This window comes from Flavobacterium sp. TC780 (assembly GCF_056783245.1).
The window spans coordinates 1-19,115 of record NZ_JBXBAV010000016.1 but is presented as its reverse complement, the minus strand read 5'-3'; the positions used below and the strand labels follow the sequence as shown (position 1 = coordinate 19,115).

General features: G+C 32.1%; 15 protein-coding genes and 4 pseudogenes. 12 read left to right on the top strand and 7 right to left on the bottom strand.

Annotated elements, in window-relative coordinates:
* Window positions 1–237 precede the first annotated feature (237 nt).
* The 7 genes and pseudogenes from tsaE to AC1RYN_RS01460 all read right to left on the bottom strand — a co-directional run bounded on the left by tsaE (window position 238) and on the right by AC1RYN_RS01460 (window position 8,653).
* Complete coding sequence (gene tsaE, locus AC1RYN_RS01490) at window positions 238–645, bottom strand: tRNA (adenosine(37)-N6)-threonylcarbamoyltransferase complex ATPase subunit type 1 TsaE (protein ID WP_481805546.1); 408 nt, start codon at window positions 643–645, stop codon at window positions 238–240.
* A 74-nt stretch (window positions 646–719) separates the two neighbouring features.
* Window positions 720–2,271 (bottom strand): annotated as a pseudogene (gene porX / locus AC1RYN_RS01485) (T9SS response regulator signal transducer PorX).
* A 237-nt stretch (window positions 2,272–2,508) separates the two neighbouring features.
* Window positions 2,509–2,712 carry a hypothetical protein gene (locus AC1RYN_RS01480; RefSeq protein WP_481805545.1) on the bottom strand — a complete coding sequence of 68 codons (204 nt, stop codon included), beginning with the start codon at window positions 2,710–2,712 and terminating at the stop codon, window positions 2,509–2,511.
* Window positions 2,687–3,850 (bottom strand): efflux transporter outer membrane subunit, encoded by a 1,164-nt coding sequence (locus AC1RYN_RS01475; protein WP_481805544.1) that lies wholly within the window; start codon window positions 3,848–3,850, stop codon window positions 2,687–2,689. Before AC1RYN_RS01475 ends, AC1RYN_RS01480 begins: the two co-directional genes overlap by 26 nt.
* Before the next feature lie 9 nt (window positions 3,851–3,859).
* Window positions 3,860–7,011, bottom strand: a pseudogene (locus tag AC1RYN_RS01470) (efflux RND transporter permease subunit).
* 6 nt (window positions 7,012–7,017) lie between these two features.
* Complete coding sequence (locus AC1RYN_RS01465; RefSeq protein WP_481805547.1) at window positions 7,018–8,028, bottom strand: efflux RND transporter periplasmic adaptor subunit; 1,011 nt, start codon at window positions 8,026–8,028, stop codon at window positions 7,018–7,020.
* A 127-nt stretch (window positions 8,029–8,155) separates the two neighbouring features.
* Window positions 8,156–8,653, bottom strand: coding sequence for a GbsR/MarR family transcriptional regulator (locus tag AC1RYN_RS01460; RefSeq protein WP_481805543.1), 498 nt, complete (start codon window positions 8,651–8,653; stop codon window positions 8,156–8,158).
* A gap of 236 nt (window positions 8,654–8,889) precedes the next feature.
* Between AC1RYN_RS01460 and AC1RYN_RS01455 the strand changes: the two genes are divergently transcribed.
* The 12 genes and pseudogenes from AC1RYN_RS01455 (at window position 8,890) to AC1RYN_RS01400 (ending at window position 18,673) form a co-directional block, all read left to right on the top strand.
* Complete coding sequence (locus AC1RYN_RS01455) at window positions 8,890–10,119, top strand: HD domain-containing protein (protein WP_481805542.1); 1,230 nt, start codon at window positions 8,890–8,892, stop codon at window positions 10,117–10,119.
* A gap of 40 nt (window positions 10,120–10,159) precedes the next feature.
* Window positions 10,160–11,203, top strand: a complete 1,044-nt coding sequence (gene lpxD, locus AC1RYN_RS01450) for a UDP-3-O-(3-hydroxymyristoyl)glucosamine N-acyltransferase (RefSeq protein ID WP_481805541.1) — start codon at window positions 10,160–10,162, stop codon at window positions 11,201–11,203.
* Window positions 11,196–12,584, top strand: a complete 1,389-nt coding sequence (locus tag AC1RYN_RS01445) for a bifunctional UDP-3-O-[3-hydroxymyristoyl] N-acetylglucosamine deacetylase/3-hydroxyacyl-ACP dehydratase (protein ID WP_481805540.1) — start codon at window positions 11,196–11,198, stop codon at window positions 12,582–12,584. The genes lpxD and AC1RYN_RS01445 overlap by 8 nt, the downstream gene beginning before the upstream one ends.
* 73 nt (window positions 12,585–12,657) lie before the next feature.
* On the top strand, window positions 12,658–13,440 hold the full coding sequence (gene lpxA, locus AC1RYN_RS01440) for an acyl-ACP--UDP-N-acetylglucosamine O-acyltransferase (protein WP_481805539.1): 783 nt from the start codon (window positions 12,658–12,660) through the stop codon (window positions 13,438–13,440).
* A 92-nt stretch (window positions 13,441–13,532) separates the two neighbouring features.
* Entirely contained in the window at window positions 13,533–14,099 is a 567-nt protein-coding gene (gene efp / locus AC1RYN_RS01435) for an elongation factor P (protein ID WP_129538468.1), read from the top strand.
* 143 nt (window positions 14,100–14,242) lie between these two features.
* Window positions 14,243–15,173: pseudogene (locus tag AC1RYN_RS01430) on the top strand (UDP-3-O-(3-hydroxymyristoyl)glucosamine N-acyltransferase).
* Window positions 15,174–15,175: 2 nt separating this feature from the next.
* On the top strand, window positions 15,176–15,538 hold the full coding sequence (locus AC1RYN_RS01425) for a nuclear transport factor 2 family protein (protein ID WP_481805538.1): 363 nt from the start codon (window positions 15,176–15,178) through the stop codon (window positions 15,536–15,538).
* An 86-nt stretch (window positions 15,539–15,624) separates the two neighbouring features.
* Window positions 15,625–16,496: pseudogene (sucD, locus tag AC1RYN_RS01420) on the top strand (succinate--CoA ligase subunit alpha).
* A 148-nt stretch (window positions 16,497–16,644) separates the two neighbouring features.
* Window positions 16,645–17,097, top strand: a complete 453-nt coding sequence (locus AC1RYN_RS01415) for a hypothetical protein (RefSeq protein WP_481805537.1) — start codon at window positions 16,645–16,647, stop codon at window positions 17,095–17,097.
* A 99-nt stretch (window positions 17,098–17,196) separates the two neighbouring features.
* Window positions 17,197–17,943, top strand: a complete 747-nt coding sequence (gene fabG, locus AC1RYN_RS01410; protein WP_481805536.1) for a 3-oxoacyl-[acyl-carrier-protein] reductase — start codon at window positions 17,197–17,199, stop codon at window positions 17,941–17,943.
* 66 nt (window positions 17,944–18,009) lie between these two features.
* A complete protein-coding gene (locus tag AC1RYN_RS01405) occupies window positions 18,010–18,309 on the top strand; it encodes a hypothetical protein (RefSeq protein WP_481805535.1) in 300 nt (99 codons plus the stop codon).
* Window positions 18,287–18,673 carry a hypothetical protein gene (locus AC1RYN_RS01400; protein ID WP_481805534.1) on the top strand — a complete coding sequence of 129 codons (387 nt, stop codon included), beginning with the start codon at window positions 18,287–18,289 and terminating at the stop codon, window positions 18,671–18,673. Before AC1RYN_RS01405 ends, AC1RYN_RS01400 begins: the two co-directional genes overlap by 23 nt.
* Window positions 18,674–19,115 lie beyond the last annotated feature (442 nt).

Below are 19,115 nucleotides of genomic sequence, written 5' to 3'. Positions count from 1 at the left end.
CACATGCTCCTGTTGTTAGGGAGGCAGCACCTGAATCCCAATAAATAGTTCTCTCTTATATTTGGCAATCTCAAGTTTTTCTTCTTGAGGCAACAAATCTTGTTTCGTAAATGGAGTTATCGTTATTGACATTGTATATGCAAAATTAAGAGTACAAATTACGTAAAAAGTTTTTAATAAAACAGTATTCCCAAGGCTAATACGCTTTACTTCAAGAAGTATAAATTAAGAATAAAATTAAACTAACTTCAATAAACGCTTCCCATCAGGTAATAATTCGATTGTAATAACAGAATGTTCATTTGGAATTAGACTTGAAATTTTATCTGACCACTCTATAAAACACCAATTTCCAGAATATAAATAGTCATCAACTCCCATATCCAAAGCTTCAGTTTCATGATTTAATCTATAAAAATCAAAATGATAAACTATCTGATTGTCATTTGTTTGATATTCATTCACTAAGGAAAAAGTTGGACTACTTGTAGCATCCTGAATCCCTAGACTTTTACATAACTGCTTAATTAGCGTTGTTTTACCAGCCCCCATTTCTCCATTAAAAAGGAGAATTTTATTTGGGTTTTGAGCTAAAATTTGTTTCGCAACTTCCTGAATTTGATCTAACGAAAAAATAACTTCCATTTTGATTTTTATATTTTTTTAAATTTTAATTCATTACTACCACTATAGTAAGCAGTTACCAAATACTTCTTATCTTACTTAGGATTAAATATCAAGAATGGGATAATCATTCTTCTAATGAAATTCCACCATGCTGATAGGTATTTTTATAATAACTCACATAATGATTGTAATTATTTACGTAAGCCAAAAACAAATCATTTTTTGCAAAAATAAACGAACTACTCATATTTATAGCAGGTAATCCTATTTTTTTTGGTTCTTTTACAACATACACATCTTTATGCTCATAAGTTAAACTACGCCCAGTTTTGTATCGCAGATTTAAACTTGTATTTTTATCTCCTACCACTTTTGATGGATTTTTCACATTGATTGTACCGTGATCTGTAGTAAGAATTAATTTAAATCCTAAATGCTGAGCTTGCTGTATAATTTCTAAGAGTGGAGAATTTTTGAACCAGCTCAATGTCAACGATCGGTATGCTTTATCATCTGAAGCTAACTCTTTTACAACATCCAGTTCAGTTTTAGCATGCGATAACATATCAACAAAATTGTAAACTACTGTGACAAGATCATTATTTTTAAGTGCCTTGAAATTTTCAGCCAGTTTTTTTCCACTTGCTAAATTGGTAATTTTAAAATAATCTTCTTTTATATTTAATCCCAATCGTTTTAATTGCGCACTTAAAAACTCAGCTTCGTATAAATTTTTACCTCCGTCTTCTACATCATTTTTCCAATATTCAGGAAATTGTTTTTCCATTTCTATAGGCAGTAAACCAGAAAATATTGCATTTCTCGCATATTGAGTTGCTGTTGGAAGTATAGAGAAATAAGGAACTTCTTTTTCTAACTTATAATAGTTTCCTACTACAGTTTCAAATGATTTCCACTGGTCGTAACGCAAATTATCTATTACTACAAACAAGATTGGTTTGTCTTTCTTCTAATTTCTGGAACTACCAATTCTTTAAACAAAGTATGGGATTGAATTGGTTTATCTGCTTTTGGAGCAAACCAATCTTCGTAATTACGTTCTATATATTTACCAAACTGTGAGTTAGCTTCAACTTTTTGAGACTCCAAAATTTGAATCATTCCTTGATCATTAATATTCTCCAGTTCTAATTCCCAAAATATTAATTTTTTATACAATTCGATCCAATCTTCATAAGAATTCACCATTGCCATTTCCATAGCTATTTTTCGGAATTCCTTTTGATAATCTAATGTCGTTTTTTCAGAAATTAATCTTGAGTGATCCAGATTTTTCTTTAAGCTCAATAAAATCTGATTTGGATTCACCGGTTTTATTAGATAATCAGCTATTTTAGAACCGATGGCTTCTTCCATGATATACTCTTCTTCACTTTTGGTAATCATAATCATCGGAATGGTTGATTTTTTTTCTTTCATTTCCGAAAGTGTTTCTAATCCACTCATTCCAGGCATATTTTCATCTAGAAAAACGATATCAAAATTGTCTTCTTCAAAAATAGCAATTGCATCAAGACCATTATTACAAGTCGTTACTACATAATTTTTTTTCTTTAGAAATAGTATGTGTGGCTTTAATAAGTCGATTTCATCATCAACCCAAAGTATTTTTATCTTATCCATATTATATAGCTTATTCAAAATTATTAAATCTAAGTGGCAATTTACTTCTTTTTAAAACGGCTATTTATTAATATTATGATAATTTTTAGTATAAAAAAACAAAACCACTGAATATAAAAGTACCTAGTGGTTTAAATATAAAAATTAATAAGTAACCTAATTATGAAATCTTATTGCCATCCACCACCAAGAGCTCTATAGAATCGAATAACGGCATTATATTGTGAAAATTTATTATCAATTAAAGTTAACTCTACATTCAACGCATTGTCTTTTGCAGAAAAGAACTTCTAAATAATTTACTAAACGATATTTAAGCAATTCATCTGAATAATCTGTAGCTGCTTTTAATGCATCTACTTGTTTCTGGCGAATTACAATTTTTTGGGTTTCGTTGTTATACTGAGCTAATGCATCAGAAACTTCTTTTCTCTTTAGCATTAAGTAATGATTGCTCAAACTGTATATATGCTTTTTCTTGATTTGCTTTAGCTATTTCTAAATTTGTTCTATTCAAACGTTGATTAAAAATTGGCTGTGTTAATCCTGTTACAATATTAGCAAAAAACGAATTTGAACTGAACCACTCTTTAAGATCTATACTTTGTAATCCTCCAGTTGCAGTAATCTTAAATGTTGGATAAAAGTTACTTCTTGCAACATTAGTTCTTTCAAAATTTGAGATCAAATTATATTCTGCGGCAATTACATCTGGTCTGTTTCTTAATAAAGTAGCAGGTACACCAAGTGTAATATCTGGTTGCATTTTTTGAACTTCAAAACTGCTTCTTTCTACTTTAGTCGGTGCTGTTCCTAAAAGAATACTCATTTTGTTTTCAAAAAGTATCGTGCTAACTTTTAAATCAGCGATGATAATTTCTGTAGCATATTTTTGAGCCTCTGTTTGTTTAACTCCAACTTCAGTTACATTTCCTGCATCTTTTAAAGCAATAATCGTTTCAACACTTTCAATTCTGTTAATCAAAGTCTCTTCTGATAATTTAATTTGCTCATCTATTGCAATTAACTGATAATAAGTTGATGCAATATCTGCAATTAACTGTGTTTTTACAGCTTGATTTGCAGCAGTAGTTTGTAAGTAAGCGGCATTTGTTGCACGTTTATTACTTCTTATTTTCCCCCAAATATCAGCTTCCCAACCTAATGTTCCTGCTACTTGATATTGATCGGTACTACGATTTTGAAGTAAAGCACCAAATTGGCTGTTTTTTGATAACTGTTGATGCGTCCAGTCTGTACCAACCGAAAGAGTAGGGAAGTACCCTGCTTTTCCTTGTTTCATTGATGCTTCGGCCGCCGCAATGTTTTGCATTGCAATTCGGATATCTAAGTTGTTTTCCAATCCTTTTCTGATATAACCTTGCAAAATAGGATCCGTAAAAATTTTATCCCAAGAAAGATTTGCCATTGAAGTACTATCTTTTGCGACTACTTCAGTTCTATATAAATTCTCAGTTTTAATATCCTTAGGTCTTTCGTAATCTTTTGCAACGAAGCAGGATTGCATAACTGTCGCCGTGAAGGCAACAGTTACTATTTTATATACATTATTTTTCATTTTCTTCGTCTAAAAGTGTAACATCTGATTGTTGCTCTGTAAATGGTTTTCCAGAGATTCTTCTTGTAAGCTTTGGAAAATAATAAACAAAATCGGAATTACAAATACTCCAAAAATTGTTCCTATCAACATTCCACCTACAGCTCCCATACCGATTGAACGGTTACCTACTGCACCAACTCCTGAAGAAAAAGCCAAAGGCATTAAACCAAAGATAAAGGCAAGAGAGGTCATTAAAATAGGACGTAAACGTGCTTTTGCACCTTCTATCGCAGCCTCTGTCAAGTCCATTCCGTGTCGTCGTCTTTGTATAGCAAATTCAACTATCAGAATGGCATTTTTGGCCAGTAGTCCTATAAGCATTATCAGGGCTACCTGGAAATAAATGTTATTTTCTAATCCAGCTAATTTCACAAAACCAATAGCTCCAGCAATACCTACAGGCAATGAAAGCAATACTGACAATGGTACTAAATAACTTTCGTATTGTGCACTTAATAAGAAATATACAAAAATCAAACTCAACAAGAATACACCCGCAGCCTGACTACCTGCAAGAATCTCTTCACGTGTCATTCCAGAGAATTCGTAAGTATAACTTTTAGGCAAATGTTGCGCTGCTACTTCCTGAACTGCTTTAATTGCATCTCCAGAACTATATCCTGGTTTTGCTTTACCATTTACGTTTACAGCTTTTAATAAGTTGAAACGTGCAACAGCTTCTGGTCCATAAATTCTTTTAAAATCAACAAACTGATTTATAGCTACTTGTTTCCCTGCAGCATTCTTAACATAAATAGTATTAATTGATTCAAGAGTTGCTCTTTCAGAAGGTTTTGCCTGAATCATCACACGATATTGTTTTCCAAATTTATTAAAATCTGTAGTATACAATCCACCGTAATACCCTTGCATGGTATTAAAAATTTCTGAAACTGAAACCCCCGCATTTTTAGCTCTTTCTACATTAATATCCATTTGATATTGTGGAAAGTTAGGGTTGAAGTTTGTAACAGCATATTGAATTTCAGGTCTTTTCATTAATTCACCTAAGAACTCATTACTTACTTTACTTACTGTTGCCCAATCATCATCACCTTTATCTTGAATTTTTAATTCAAATCCGTCTGCAGATCCAAAACCTTGTACACTCGGAGGTGTAAAAAATAATGCTTTGGCATCTTTAAAATGTGCTGTTCTTCCGAATAGTTCACCAACAACAGCGTCTACTGATTGATTCGCCTCCTTACGGTGTTCCCAGTCTTTTAATTTGATTACAGAAAAGGCGTAAGATCCACCATTTACACTATTCAATAAACTAAAACCAACAACACTCATTCGTGATTCGACAATATCCATTGAAGCTAAAATAGAATCCAATTCATTAACTGCCTTTTGAGTTTTCTCGATTGTTGTTCCTGGAGGAAGTGTTAAATCGGCAAAGATAATTCCTCTATCCTCGTTAGGAATAAATCCTGAAGGTGTAGTTTGGAATAAAAAGATAGTAATTACACAAAATACGATCAATCCTGATATTGCAACCCATTTCTTTCTTGCTAAGAACCCTAAAGACTTAACATATTTATTATTCATTCTATCAAAACTAGTATTGAAAGCAATGAAGAATCTATCTTTGAAATTTTTATGATGATGCTCAGAGGCTTCATGAGGCTTCAAGAATAGCGCACATAAGGCTGGACTTAAAGTCAATGCATTAATAGCCGAAATCAAAATTGCAATTGCCAATGTAATAGCAAACTGTTGGTAAAAAACTCCTGAAGGCCCACTCAAGAATGATACTGGTATAAATACCGCAGACATTACTAATGTGATAGAAATAATAGCTCCTGTAATTTCACTCATTGCAGAAACAGTAGCTTCTTTCGCTGATTTCACACCTTCATCTAACTTAGCATGTACAGCCTCGACGACGACAATCGCATCATCGACCACAATACCAATAGCCAAAATCATTGCAAACAATGTTAACATATTGATAGAGAATCCAAATACCTGTAGGAAGAAAAATGTACCTACAATTGCTACTGGAACTGCTATTGCAGGTATTAATGTAGAACGGAAATCCTGTAAGAATAAAAACACTACTATAAACACCAATATAAAAGCTTCAATCAATGTTGAAATTACTTTTTCAATCGATGCATCAAGAAACGTTTTAGTATTATACGGAATTACGTAATCTACATCCTTAGGAAAGTCTGGCTTAGTATCTTCCAAAATAGTCATAACTTCGGTAATAATATCTTGTGCATTCGAACCTGAAGTTTGGAATATACCAACAGCAACACCTTGTTTACCCATTGCTATATTCTTGTTTCCATAATTAAAAGCGCCCAACTCTACAGTTGCAACATCTTTTAAATGAACGAAATTCCCATTACCTGTAGCTTTAATTACGATATCTTCATAGTCTTTAATTTCTGAAAGACGTCCTTTATATTTAATTACATATTCGTAAATTCCGTCAGCATTTTCTCCAAATTTACCTGGAGCAGCTTCTACGTTTTGCTCTTGCAATGCTGCCTGAATATCTTTTGGTGATATTTCGTAAGCAGCCATTTTTTCTGGATTAATCCAGATTCTCATAGAGTAATCTTTGGCTCCAAAAACATTTACTTGCCCTACACCCTAAACACGCTGCAATTTTGGTACAAGATTTAATTTTGGCATAATTCTGAATATACGTTTCATCAAAATCTTTGTTGTTCGAATACAAAGCAAAAAACATCAAAGCACTTGTCTGACTTTTCAGTGTTGTAACTCCAGTTTGAACAACTGCTTGCGGTAATTTACTGGTAGCACGAGAAACTCTATTTTGAACGTTTACCGCAGCAATATCTGGGTCAACTCCAAGTTCAAAATAAACAGATATTTTTGCAGAACCATCATTCGCTGCAGAAGATGTCATGTATGTCATTCCTTCCACACCATTTATTTCTTCTTCTAGAGGAATAACAACACTATTTAATACTGTTTCAGCATTTGCTCCTGTATATGTTGCAGTTACCTGAACAGTTGGAGGGGCAATTTCTGGGTATTGTTCTATAGGTAATGACATCAATCCTAAAACACCTAATATGGTGATTAAGATAGATATTACCGTCGAGAGAACTTGGTCTTTCTATAAACGTCTTTAACATCTTTTATTATTTTTTAGCTGTAGTATTTTTTGTTTCTGCTGCATCAATTGCTGCATCTTTAACTTGCTGTGGTGTAATTTCCATATCATCTTTTAATTTAGATGCTCCTTCTACAACTACAACGTCTCCATCTTTTAATCCACCAGTAACGATAAAATCTAAACCTGAAGTTCCGTTTGTTTCAACAATTGTAGATTTTACTTTGTTTCCTTTTTCAACAACATAAAGTGTTTGTTTTCCTTGCACTTCGAAAATTGCATTTTGAGGTACTAACATTACATTTTTTTGTTCGATAGGTAAACGGATAATTCCTGTGCTACCACTTCTTAATATACCTTGAGGATTGTTAAAATCTGCTCTAAATTGTGTGTTTCCTGTTGCAGGATCTACTAAACCATTCATTGTAGCAATTTTTCCTTTTTGGTCATATTCAGTATTATCAACTAAAATCAATGAAACTGGTGGTGCTGATTTTAATTTTTCTGCAGTAGTTGCTTCTTTAAAAGTTTTATTAAACAATAACAGCTGTTTTTCATTCATTGAGAAATAAGCACGAACAATTTTTGTATCTGATACAGTTGTCAAAGGTACTTCACTGGTAGCGCTAACTAAGCTTCCCTCTCTAAAAGGTAAACCTCCAATTACTCCACTTACAGGAGAAACAATTGTTCCATACCCGATATTTGCAGCAATACTACCATAAGTACTTTTTGCTTGTGCTAGTTTAGCTTTAGCAGTTTCTAATTGAACAATACTAATAATCTTTCTGTCAACTAGCGGTTTTAATCTGTCAACTTCTACTTGAGCAGCCTGAACAGAAGCTTTAGCAGCAGATGCATCCTGATTTAAAGTTTGAGTTTCAAGTTTAAAAAGTAATTGTCCTTTTTTAACAACCTGCCCTTCATCAACATAAATTTTCTGAATATACCCATTTACTTTTGGGCGGATTTCGACGTTATGTTGTCCTTCAAGATTTGCACTATACTCTTGGTATACTACAGCATCTTGTACTGAAATTGTTCTAACTGGGAACGGAGCCGGACCTTGTGGTGGAGCTTGCTCTTCCTTTTTTTACATGACGCAAAAACCAGCATGATAGCTATTAGGGAGAATGTGATATTCTTCATTTGAATTTAAATTTGATTTATGATTTATTATTAACTTTTTCTATTTCTACGAATTCTGCAATTGTTCCCTGCAACAATTCTTCAACTTTTTTAACGTGACTTTTATATGCTTTCGCATGCTCTAGATTAATTCTTTCTTCTGGACTATCCATTGTTTTTTCTCTATAAGTAATCATTTTATCAATTATTTTTTTTTCAATCTCAATTATTTTTAAATAATTCGCAAATCGTTCACTGAAAGGGGATGGCCTGAAGTATTTTTTTCGATCACCATGTAAAGTGTAATAATCAATCTTTCCCATTTTTAATAGAAAATTTAAGTTTGTTGATACTGTACTTTTACTGGCGCCAACTTTTTCAACTATTTGTTCGAAAGTTAAACCTGTTTTACAAGCTTCAACAATCAATAGTCCCAAAATTCTTGAGCAAAGTGGTGGTAAATGATACACTGATTCGAAATGATTACCGAACAACTCTATAAGCTCTTCTTTTTCCTTGTGTATACTAGTTTCCATAATTTTTTTGACAAAGATAAAATTGGTTCGCAATTTACCGAACTAAACGAACTTAAATTTGTGTTAATTATTTGTTACCTAAAAAAAAGCGTAATATTGCCTTTTCGTTGTACTAATTTAAAGAATTATGATAACATTTCGTTATAAAATTTTATTTGTTTGCTTTTTTGCATAAAATGTAAAACAGAATAACTCTTTAATTAGCTATATTTGTTGACCTAAAAAATAACCAAATAGTGAATATTATTAATAAGCTGAAAATTTTCAATGATCCCGTTTATGGTTTCATTTCCATTCCAAATGCTTTAATATATGATTTAATAGAGCATTCTTATTTTCAGCGTTTACGCCGAATTTCACAAATGGGACTGTCCTATTTGGTATACCCTGGAGCAAATCATACTCGTTTTCATCATGCCTTAGGCTGTATGCATTTAATGCAAAAAGCAATTGAAACATTACGTTTCAAAGATGTTATAATTTCTGCAGAAGAAGAAAACGCACTGTATGTAGCTATTTTACTACATGACATTGGACATGGCCCATTTTCTCATGCTATGGAGAGAAGTATTGTTGAGGATGTAAATCACGAAGCTATTTCGTTATTATTCATGAATCAATTAAATATTGAATTTAACGGTAAGTTAAGTCTTGCCATTCAGATATTTAAAGGAGATTATCACAGGAAATTTATGTTACAATTAATATCTAGTCAATTAGATATGGATCGTATGGATTATCTTAAGCGTGATAGTTTTTATAGTGGTGTAGCTGAAGGAAATGTTAATTCTGAACGTTTAATTCAGATGATGAACGTAGTAGATGATGTTTTGGTTATTGAAGAAAAAGGAATTTATTCTGTTGAAAAGTTTTTGCTTTCTCGCAGATTAATGTATTGGCAAGCTTATTTACATAAAACTAGTTTGGTTGCAGAACTTATTTTGACAAAAGTCTTAAAAAGAGCCAAAGAATTAACTTTAAAAGGAATTCATCTTCCTTGCAGTGAAGCTTTGTTATTTTTTATGCAAAACAAAATTAACTTAGAGACTTTTACTCCTGAAACATTAGATATGTTTTCACAATTAGATGATTTCGATATAATAGGAGCTTTAAAATCTTGGCAAAAACATGATGATTTCATACTCTCTACTTTAAGTAAAATGATAGTAAACAGAGATTTACTAAAAATAAAGCTTACTAGTGAAAAAGTTTCATTAGAAGAATTACAAAGTTTAAAAGAGCGATTTGCTGCTCAAAACAATATATCAGTACTAGACGCAAGTTATTTTATATATAGAGGAAAAATAAAAAATCAAGCTTACAGTAAAGAAGCTGAACCTATACGAATATTAAAAAAAGATAAGACAATTGAGGATGTTGTAGAAGCCTCAGACCAGCTGAATTTGAAATCGTTATCTAAATTGGTAACAAAGTATTACATCTGCTTTCCAAAACAACTGATCTAAAATTAACATTTAAAACCTATTTTTTTATATTTTTGTCGCAATGAAATTTACAGCAGAACAAATAGCAGAAATTTTAGGAGGTGAGGTTGTTGGGAATCCCAATGCAGAAGTTTCTCGCTTATCTAAAATCGAAGAAGGTACAGAAGGCTCTCTTACTTTCTTGGCTAACCCTAAATATATCAATCATATATATTCAACAAAAGCATCAGTAACAATTGTTAATGATACTTTTGTACCTGAAACAGAAATTAGCACAACATTAATTAAAGTTGATGATGCTTATGCGTCATTTTCTAAATTATTAGAGTTTTATAATCAAGTAAAATTGAATAAAAACGGAATTGAGCCACAATCTTTCTTATCTGAAAGTGTAAAATATGGAGAAAATCTATATTTAGGTAGCTTTAGTTATGTAGGGCAAAATGTAGTTTTAGGTAATGATGTCAAAATTTATCCTAACTCTTTTATTGGAGATAATGTTGTTATTGGCAATAATGTCCATATTTTTGCAGGCGCTAAAATTTATTCCGAGACAATAATTGGAAACAATTGTACAATTCATTCGGGAACAATTATTGGTGCTGATGGATTTGGTTTTGTGCCAAATGAAGAAGGTATTTACAGTAAAGTTCCGCAAATTGGGAATGTAATTATCGAAGATAATGTTGATATTGGAGCAAATACAACTATAGACAGAGCAACTTTAGGATCTACAATTATCCGAAAAGGAGTGAAGCTAGACAATCAAATACAGATTGCCCATAATGTAGAAATTGGTGAGAACACCGTAATTGCGGCTCAATCAGGCGTTGCTGGTTCTACAAAAATTGGCAAAAGCGTTATGATTGGAGGACAAGTAGGTATTGCAGGGCATTTAACCATTGGAAACAATGTTAGATTACAAGCTCAATCTGGTGTTGCCAGAAATATTAAAGACGACGAAATTTTACAAGGAACACCTTCACTTGGATATACTGATTTTAACAAATCGTATGTTCACTTTAAGAATTTACCTAAAATCGTTGCTGAACTAGAAGAATTAAAAAAACAAATATTAAACCAAAAAAATGGAAATAATGGTTAAACAGAAGACCATCAAGAAGGAAATTTCACTAACAGGAGTTGGACTACACACTGGGAAAGAAGTAACAATGACTTTTAAGCCTGCTCCAATAAATAATGGATTTACTTTTGTGAGAGTTGATTTGCAAGGTCACCCTATCATTGAGGCTGATGCTAATTATGTAGTAAATACTCAAAGAGGTACAAATTTAGAAAAATTAGGTGTTAAAATTCAAACACCAGAGCACGTTTTAGCGGCATTGGTTGGTTGTGATTTAGACAATGTTATAATCGAATTAAACGCATCAGAACTTCCTATCATGGATGGTTCTTCAAAATATTTTGTTGAAGCGATCGAAAAAGCTGAAATAGAAGAGCAAGAAGCACAACGTAATGTATATGTTGTTAAAGAAGTAATCTCTTTTACAGACGAAGCAACAGGAAGTGAAATTCTTGTTATGCCAAGTGATGATTACCAAGTAACAACTATGGTTGATTTTGGTACTAAAGTTTTAGGAACACAGAATGCAACCTTAAAAAGTATTGCTGATTTTAAATCAGAAATTTCTAATTCAAGAACATTTAGCTTTTTACATGAATTAGAATCTCTTTTAGAGCACGGATTAATCAAGGGTGGAGATTTAAACAATGCAATTGTGTATGTAGATAAAGAAATATCTGACTCTACAATGGAGAATTTAAAGAAAGCTTTTGGAAAAGATAAGATAACTGTTAAACCAAACGGTATTTTAGATAATCTTACTTTACATTATCCTAACGAAGCAGCAAGACATAAATTACTTGATGTTATTGGAGATTTAGCTTTAATTGGAGTAAGAATCCAAGGTAAAATTATTGCTAACAAACCAGGGCATTTTGTAAATACTCAGTTTGCTAAAAAATTAGCTAAAATTATAAAAATAGAACAGAGAAACCATGTACCTGTTTATGATTTAAATCAAGAACCATTGATGGACATTCATAAAATCATGTCGGTTTTACCTCATAGACCTCCATTTTTATTGATCGATAGAATTATTGAAATGTCGTCTAGTCATGTTGTAGGATTGAAAAATGTTACCGTGAACGAAAACTTCTTTGTTGGTCACTTCCCTGAAGCACCAGTTATGCCGGGTGTTTTAATTGTAGAAGCAATGGCACAAACAGGAGGAATCTTAGTATTGAGTACCGTTCCTGATCCAGAAAATTACTTGACTTATTTTATGAAAATAGATAATGTTAAGTTCAAACACAAAGTATTACCTGGAGATACGTTAATATTTAAATGTGAATTAATTTCTCCAATAAGAAGAGGAATTTGTCACATGCAAGCAAATGCTTATGCAAATGGTAAATTAGTTACCGAAGCAGAGTTAATGGCGCAAATTGCAAGAAAACAATAAATAAAATAGTTAATTATTTAGATTTATTGTTTCAAAAAAAAGACAATTTTAATTTAAAATATAAAAAATACAGATGAATCAACCTTTAGCTTATGTTCATCCTGGCGCCAAAATCGCTAAAAACGTTGTAATTGAACCCTTTACAACAATTCACAATAATGTAGTTATTGGTGATGGTACTTGGATTGGTTCAAATGTAACCATAATGGAAGGTGCGCGAATAGGGAAAAATTGCAATATTTTTCCAGGCGCAGTTATTTCTGCAGTACCTCAAGATTTAAAGTTTGGAGGAGAAGATTCTTTAGCGATAATAGGAGATAATTGTACCATTAGAGAGTGTGTTACAATTAATCGTGGTACAGTTGCATCAGGACAAACAATTCTTGGTAACAATTGTCTGATCATGGCTTACGCTCATATTGCTCACGATTGTGAGATTGGTAATAATGCAATTATTGTAAATGGTGTTGCATTGGCAGGACATGTTGTAGTAGGTAACCATGCTGTAATTGGTGGTTTGGCTGCAATACACCAATTTATTCATATCGGAGATCATGCAATGATATCAGGAGGTTCTTTAGTAAGAAAAGATGTTCCTCCATATACCAAAGCTGCGAAAGAACCATTATCATACGTAGGAATTAATTCAGTAGGTTTAAGAAGAGGTTTTAGCACAGATAAAATCAGAGAAATTCAAGAAATTTATAGAATTTTATACCAAAAAAATTACAATACAACTCAAGCACTTAGCATAATCGAAGGTGAAATGGAAGCAACTCCAGAAAGAGATGAAATCTTAGATTTTATCAGAAACTCATCACGTGGAATTATGAAAGGATATTCAGGAAATTACTAGAAAAAGTTCTATCGTGAATTTGTTTTATCGTTTAATCGAAAGCAAATAAACGGTTAAACGATTAAACAAAATATTAAATAAAACAAAATATAATGGCATCAACATCAGACATAAGAAACGGACTTTGTATCAAATACAATCACGACATTTATAAAATCATTGAATTTCTTCACGTAAAACCAGGTAAAGGTCCTGCTTTTGTTAGAACGAAATTAAGAAGCTTAACAACTGGAAAAGTATTAGATAATACATTTTCTGCTGGACATAAAATCGAAGATGTTCGTGTTGAAACACAAACATACCAATTTTTATATGCTGAAGGTGATGAATTTCATTTCATGAATAATGAGACATTTGAGCAAATTTCTTTAAATAAATCAATTTTGGATGCTCCAGGATTATTAAAAGAAGGAACTAATGTAATGGTTCAAATTAATACTGAAACAGATTTACCTCTATCAGTAGATATGCCAGCTTCTGTAATCTTAGAGGTTACTTATGCTGAGCCAGGAATTAAAGGAAACACAGCAACAAATGCTACAAAATCTGCAACTGTTGAAACTGGAGCTACTGTAAACGTTCCTTTGTTTATTAATGAAGGTGACAAAATTAAAATTGATACTGCTTCAGGTTCTTACATGGAGCGCGTAAAAGAGTAGTTTATTAATTACGATAATTTGTCAATGAGTCAATTAGAAAATTGATGAACTAATAGCAATTAAATCTAAAAGTTCTTATTTTTCTAATTGACACATTTTTAATTGACACATTCTCTAATTGACAAATTTCCTAATTATAAAATATGAAATTTCAAAAAGTTTATTCTTTAGAAGAAATTGCAAATTTGCTTAATTGCGAATTTGCTTGGTGATAAAAACTTCCAAGTTACAGGTATGAATGAAATTCATGTTGTTGAGCCTGGAGATATTGTTTTTGTAGACCATCCAAAATATTATGACAAAGCTTTAAATTCAGCAGCAACCATTGTTTTAATCAACAAAGTTGTTGATTGTCCTGAAGGTAAAGCACTATTAATCTCTGATGATCCTTTTAGAGATTTTAATAAACTTACAAAATATTTTAAACCTTTTCGATTTGCTAATGTTGCCATATCAGATTCTGCAATAATAGGAGAAGGTTCATTAATACAGCCTAATTGCTTTATAGGAAATCATGTTACAATTGGTAAGAACTGTTTGATACACTCAAATGTATCGATATATGATCATACTGTAATTGGTGATAATGTTATCATACATGCTGGAACAATATTAGGAGCAGATGCTTTTTATTACAAAAAACGCCCAGATGGTTTCGATCAATTAATATCTGGTGGAAGAGTTGTAATAAAGGATAATGTTGGAATTGGAGCCCTTTGTACTATCGATAAAGGTGTTACAGGCGATACAACTATCGGTGAAGGAACCAAACTTGATAATCAAGTTCATGTAGGACACGATACTGTTATTGGAAAAAAATGCCTAATCGCTTCACAAACTGGTATTGCAGGTTGTGTAATTATAGAAGATGAAGTGACAATTTGGGGACAAGTTGGTACAACAAGCGGCATTACGATAGGAGAGAAGGCTGTAATAATGGGACAAACAGGAGTTACTAAATCTGTAGAAGGAGGGAAATCTTATTTTGGTACGCCAATTGAAGAATCAAGAGAAAAGCTAAAACAATTAGCTAATATCAAGAAAATTCCTGAAATTCTAAATAAATTAAAATAACTATGACTGCTAAAGAATTTATTCAGAAATTTTATAAGTCGGATGCTTTAATTGATAGCGAAACCTTCAAATTATATTTGCATCCAGAAATAATCGTTGATTGGCATAGTACAAAAGGACCTATCCAATTAGATTACAATGGCGTATTAGATCTATCTAACGAATTAAGTAGAGCCTATGTGCGTTCTAAAGTTCGAATAAGTCATATAATCGAAGAGGATGATTTAGTTTCAGTACGTTATTCACATTATGTAAAAACTATCGAAAACCCAAGAGAAGAAATGTTATTAGCCCATTTTATGGCTATTTGGCAAATAAAAGACAATAAATTATACCGAGGTTATCAAATGAGTCAATTATTATAAGATATTTTGATAATAAAAAGGTTCAAAATAATTTACAAAACCTTACTTTTGCATCACAATTTTAAAAACTACATAAAATATATATCATGAGTGTTTTAGTTAATAAAGATTCCAAAATAATTGTTCAAGGATTTACAGGAAGCGAAGGAACTTTCCACGCTTCTCAAATGATTGAGTACGGTACTAATGTTGTTGGTGGTGTAACTCCAGGAAAAGGGGGAACTACACATTTAGATCGTCCAGTTTTCAACACAGTAAAAGATGCTGTTGAACAAGCTGGAGCGGATACAACAATTATTTTTGTACCACCTGCATTTGCTGCTGATGCAATTATGGAAGCAGCTGACGCTGGAATTAAAGTTATCATTGCTATTACTGAAGGAATTCCTGTAGCAGATATGATTAAAGCCAACAGTTATGTAAAAGAAAGAAATGCTAGATTAATTGGTCCAAACTGTCCAGGTATCATTACTCCAGGTGAAGCAAAAGTTGGTATTATGCAGGTTTCGTTTTCAAAAAAGGAACTGTAGGAATCGTTTCTAAATCAGGAACTTTAACTTACGAAGCTGCTGATCAAGTTGTAAAACAAGGATTAGGAATAACTACAGCAATTGGTATTGGTGGAGATCCAATTATTGGAACTACTACAAAAGAAGCTGTTGAGTTGCTAATGAACGACCCAGAAACAGAATGTATCGTAATGATTGGTGAAATTGGTGGACAATTAGAAGCTGATGCTGCTAAATGGATTAAAGCTGATGGTAACCGTAAGCCAGTTGTAGGTTTTATCGCAGGAGTAACAGCTCCAGCAGGACGTACAATGGGGCACGCAGGTGCAATCGTTGGTGGTACTGATGATACAGCTGAAGCTAAAAAGCAAATTATGAGAGACAACGGAATTCACGTAGTAGATTCTCCAGCTGAAATCGGTAAAAAAGTAAAAGAAGTATTAGGATAATCTCCAATATTTAAAATAATAAATTCCAAAAAAAAGTCTCAATATCTGTTGAGACTTTTTTTACATTAATAGAATGTATGGAATATAACAAACACTTAGCAATTGAGTATCTTAGGATCTTAGAGCTTTGTGAAAAATCTGAAGAAATATGTACAAAGAATTAGAAAATTTTACAGTAAAAGGAAATTTTACTTACACGCTAAACGATAGTCTAGAAGAAGTATGCAATGCATCTGAGTCTGGAAGTGGAGTTTTTGTTGTTTACGCTGTTGATGGCGAAAACAAAGAATTAATCATGGTAGGTTCTACTGGAACGGTACAAAATGATGGAACTCTAAAAAGTAAAAATGGTGGATTGCACGATAAAATCGTAAACGGTCACCAATTTGCAAAAACAGGAAGAAAATACTCTTGGCCAGCACAAATGAAAATTGAAGGAATCGAAAGATTAGAAGTTTCTTGGTATGAGACTTTTAATACAGACGTAAAAATAATCCCAACATACATTGAAGGGAAAATTTTACAAGATTTCTTAGATGAAAACGGTAGATTACCAAGATGGAATGTAGCTTTTCTAGCTAAACGCCAAACAACAATATAAAAAAGCTTCACCTTGGTGAGGCTTTTTTGTATTACAAATTTTATAAAACGCCTAAATAATCTATATTTGTATTTAGAAAATAAAAACGAATACCATAATATGAAATTACTAGAAGGAAAAGTTGCCATTATAACTGGCGCAAGCCGCGGAATAGGAAAAGGAATTGCTGAAGTTTTTGCAAAACATGGTGCAAATGTGGCTTTTACATACAGCTCATCTGTAGAATCAGCTTTGGCTTTAGAAAAAGAATTGAATGCTCTAGGTATAAAAGCAAAAGGATATCAATCGAATGCGGCAGATTTTACTGAAGCACAAACTTTTGTTGATGCAGTTTTGGCTGACTTTGGAACTGTAGATATTTTGATAAATAATGCTGGTATTACAAAAGACAATCTTTTAATGCGTATGTCTGAGGCTGATTTTGATCAAGTTATTGATGTTAACTTGAAATCAGTTTTTAATATGACAAAAGCTATTCAAAAAACATTCTTGAAACAACGTTCTGGATCAATCATCAACATGAGTAGTGTTGTTGGTGTAAAAGGAAATGCAGGTCAAACTAATTACGCAGCATCTAAAGCTGGTGTTAACGGATTTACAAAATCGATAGCATTAGAGTTAGGTTCTCGTAACATTCGTTGTAATGCAATTGCACCAGGATTTATTGAAACTGAAATGACTGCAAAATTAAGCGAAGATGTAGTAAAAGGCTGGAGAGAAGGAATTCCTTTAAAACGCGGAGGAACTACTGAAGATGTTGCTAATGCTTGTCTTTTCTTAGCTTCAGATATGAGTGCTTATGTTACAGGACAAGTTCTTAATGTTTGTGGCGGAATGTTAACCTAAAAAAGTCCCAGTATAAAGTTTTCAGTTTGTACTGATTACTAAAAACTGTCACTGAATACTATAAATATGACTACAAACACGATTCTATTATTGGTACTTTCATTAGTAGTTGCAGGAGGTTTGTCATTTTTTCAATATTATTATAAAGCCAAAAGCAAATCAAAACTGAATTTGTTTTTGGCTTTTTTGTTCGTTTTTATCCATTTTGGGATATTAGTTTTATTGATAAATCCGATAATTACCAAAAATTCATTTAAGATGATTAAAACTCCATTACCAATTGTAGTGGATAATTCTAGTTCGATCACCGCTTTAAATTGTAAAGAAAAAGTTATCGAACTGTATGAAAAAATTAACGTCGAATAAAGAGTTACAAGATAAGTTCGAAATTAGTCTTATGATTTTGATTCGGATTTTAAACAATCAGAGGAATTCGAATTTTAAAGGAAGACCCAAACTAATTTTAGACGAAATTGCAAAGAATTTAAAAAACATAAATAAAAATGTAGTTTTCCCAACTGTAATTATTACTGACGGAAATCAAACTACAGGAAATGATTATGTTTATCGTTTTGATCCAAACAACAAAGTTTATCCAATAATCGTAGGAGATACTGCAACTTTCTTGGATTTAAAAATAAATCAGCTCAATGTAAACAAATATGCCTTTTATAAAAAAACAAATTCCCAATTGAGGTATTCTTGCAATATTCGGGAACAAAAAATATAAATTCTGATTTATCGATTTTTCAGGGAGGTACTGTTTTACAAAAGAAAAAGTTACCATTTTCACCTTCTAAAAAAACTGCCACTTTAAATATATTTCTTTCCTGCAGATAAAGTGGGAACACATATTTTTTAAAGCTTTACATTTCGTCAAGCGAAAAAGAAAAAACACATTATAATAATACTAAGAATTTTGCTGTTGAAATAATAGATCAAAAAACTACAGTAGCAATTATATCTGTAATCGACCATCTCGATATTGCAGCTTTAAAACGTTCGATAAATCTAACGCGCAACGTAAAATTGTATTAGCGCTCAAACCAAACGAAATAAAATCATTACAGGATTATAACATCCTAATTTTATACCAACCAACTGGAGCTTTCAAGCCAATTTTTGATTTAAATAAAGCAGTTGGAATTAATACTTTTATCATAACTGGAAAT